Source organism: Lentzea aerocolonigenes (assembly GCF_000955955.1).
In the GTDB taxonomy this organism is placed as follows: Bacteria; Actinomycetota; Actinomycetes; order Mycobacteriales; family Pseudonocardiaceae; genus Lentzea; species Lentzea aerocolonigenes_A.
This window is the reverse complement of sequence record NZ_JYJG01000379.1, coordinates 1-2,121: the sequence shown is the minus strand read 5'-3', so window position 1 is coordinate 2,121 and position 2,121 is coordinate 1. Positions and strand designations below refer to the sequence as shown.

Sequence of the window (2,121 nt, the reverse complement as noted above, 5' to 3'; positions counted from 1 at the left end):
TTTCGCCGTGGTGACGAGCCATCCGGCGAGCGCCCGCGGGTTGCGGATCGTGTGCATGTCGCGCACCAGGCTCAGCCAGGTCGTCTGCACGACGTCCTGGCTGAGCTGGTGGTCGAGGCCCTGCGCCCGCACCACGTGCCACAGCAACGGGCTCAGGACCTCGACGAGTTCGTCGAACGCCCGCTTGTCGCCGTCGCGGGCCGCCGTGAACAGCTCCGCCGTCCCCGCCCGGCGGGCGCCGGGCGAGGACGGGGAAGCGGTCCGGCTACTGTCCATCGCCCACCACGACGTGCTCCGGCACAGCGGGCATGGGGTTCGGAAGCGGCATGGTCGGCTGTGCCTTGAGCGTGTCCACGGCCGCGTTCGCCCGGTTGACCGCGTCCGCCTTCCTGGCGGCGAAGTCCTGTCCGGCCTCCGCCTTCTTGAGCAGCTCCAACGCGACCTGCGCGGCGACGTGCGGAGCCGAGAACGACGTGCCGCCCCGCCACAACCGGAAGCCGCTGCGCCGGTAGTCGTCGGAGTCGGCGCTCTCCCTGGTCTGCGGCAGTCCCGTCCCGTTGGCAGACGCGACCTGCACGATCGGTGACCGGCTCGCGTTGACGTCCTGCGGAAAGGTGCTGACCACCTGCGTGCCGGGAGCCCAGCACGACACCCAGTTGCCCTGGTTGCCGAACAACGCCTTGCTGCCGTTGGGGTTCAGCGCGCTGACGCTGATCAACGGATACGGCGGAGGCCCTGGCACGGGCACGTTCGGCGGCGGGTCCTGATGCGTCGAGAACGCGGCGGGGCAGAAGCGGTCGCTCGTGGCCAGGTTGCCCGCCGCCGCCACCACGACGACGCCGAGCGAACGCAGCGCGCGGAGCTGGACGGCGAGCGCCGACTTCGCCTCGTCCGCCTGCGTTCCCTCGTGGTAGTAACCCATCGACAACGACAGGACGTCGACCATCTTGGCCATGTTCCCGGTCTTGAGAGCGTCCTCGACCCGGATCACGAGCCTTTCCAGCGCCTTCACCAGCACGGCTTCCTCGGTGATGCCGTCGCTGTTCATCACGCGCACGGACAGCAGGCGCGCACACGGGACGATCTGCTGCACGATGCCCGCGAGGAAGGTGCCGTGCCCGAAGCACCAGGACTGGATGCCGATGAGCGGGTTCGCCGCCACCGGCACGTCCTGCGGGCCGGCCAGCGCGACCGACTGGATGGTCTGGTCGGACTCCACGAACGGACCGAGGTTGGCCTGCGGAGCGCCGGCGGGAACCCCGAGCCAGTTGTTGAACCGGATCCCGGTGTCGAACACCGCCACGACGGGCCTGCGGCCGAGCAGCGAGGGCGGCTGCGCCGGCAACGCGCGGTTCGCCTGCGGCATGGTGAGCTCCACCGGGCTGTCCGAGTAGCCGTTCCACGTCAGGCCCGCCGGGTCGTTCGGCCCGAAGCCCTGGATCGCGCCGGGCACGCCTTCCAGCACGGTGCTCGGCGCCGACGCGAAGAGCAGGTGGTCCAGCGAGACCACCTCCGCGAGGCCTTCGTCGACGTTCCTGATCGACTGCAACGCGACCCAGGCGTCCACGGACACCGCGCGTCCGGACGCCTGGAGCGTCACAGCCTCCGTGGCGAAGCCCCGCGCGTCCGGGTCCCGATCCCCGATCCTCATGTCGACCGGCGCGAGAGCGGCGTCCAGGTCGTCGGTGCGGACCCCGCTCGGCACCAGCAGCACGGACGACCGGTAGATCGTCGGGCGCGGCGCGGGCTGGTCGGGCAGGCGGACCGCGGTCGCCGGGTCGAGCACCTTGGCCCCGTACCGGTCCAGCACCTCCTGGGGCACCTGTGGCGCGAACCCCTGAACCTCCGGCTCCCGGCTCATCGCACCCGGACGGGGCCAGTAGATGGTCATGACGTCTCCCCTCGAATGACCGTGACTCGCCGCCGTCCGAACCATCCTGGCCCGGGCGGCACGGACGAGACAGGGTCTTTTGACACCAGCCGAAACGGCTGACGTCCCACGTTCCTCACGGGTCCGGGAGGACAACGCCAGATACATCGCCTCACTCATCGCCTGCCTCGTGCTGTACCTGCGGCCGCTCGAGCAGCCGTTCGTGAGTGGTTTCCGCGGCCGGCGGAAAC

Annotated in this window: 2 protein-coding genes; both read right to left on the bottom strand. The window is 70.6% G+C overall.

The annotated features are described in order from the left end of the window. Nucleotides 1-276, bottom strand: a 276-nt coding sequence (locus UK23_RS39265; protein ID WP_045316870.1) for an RNA polymerase sigma factor, incomplete at its 3' end; no start/stop codon positions are given. Further along, complete coding sequence (locus UK23_RS39260) at nucleotides 266-1,891, bottom strand: S8 family peptidase (protein ID WP_045316869.1); 1,626 nt, start codon at nucleotides 1,889-1,891, stop codon at nucleotides 266-268. The genes UK23_RS39265 and UK23_RS39260, both read right to left, overlap by 11 nt. Nucleotides 1,892-2,121: the final 230 nt, after the last annotated feature.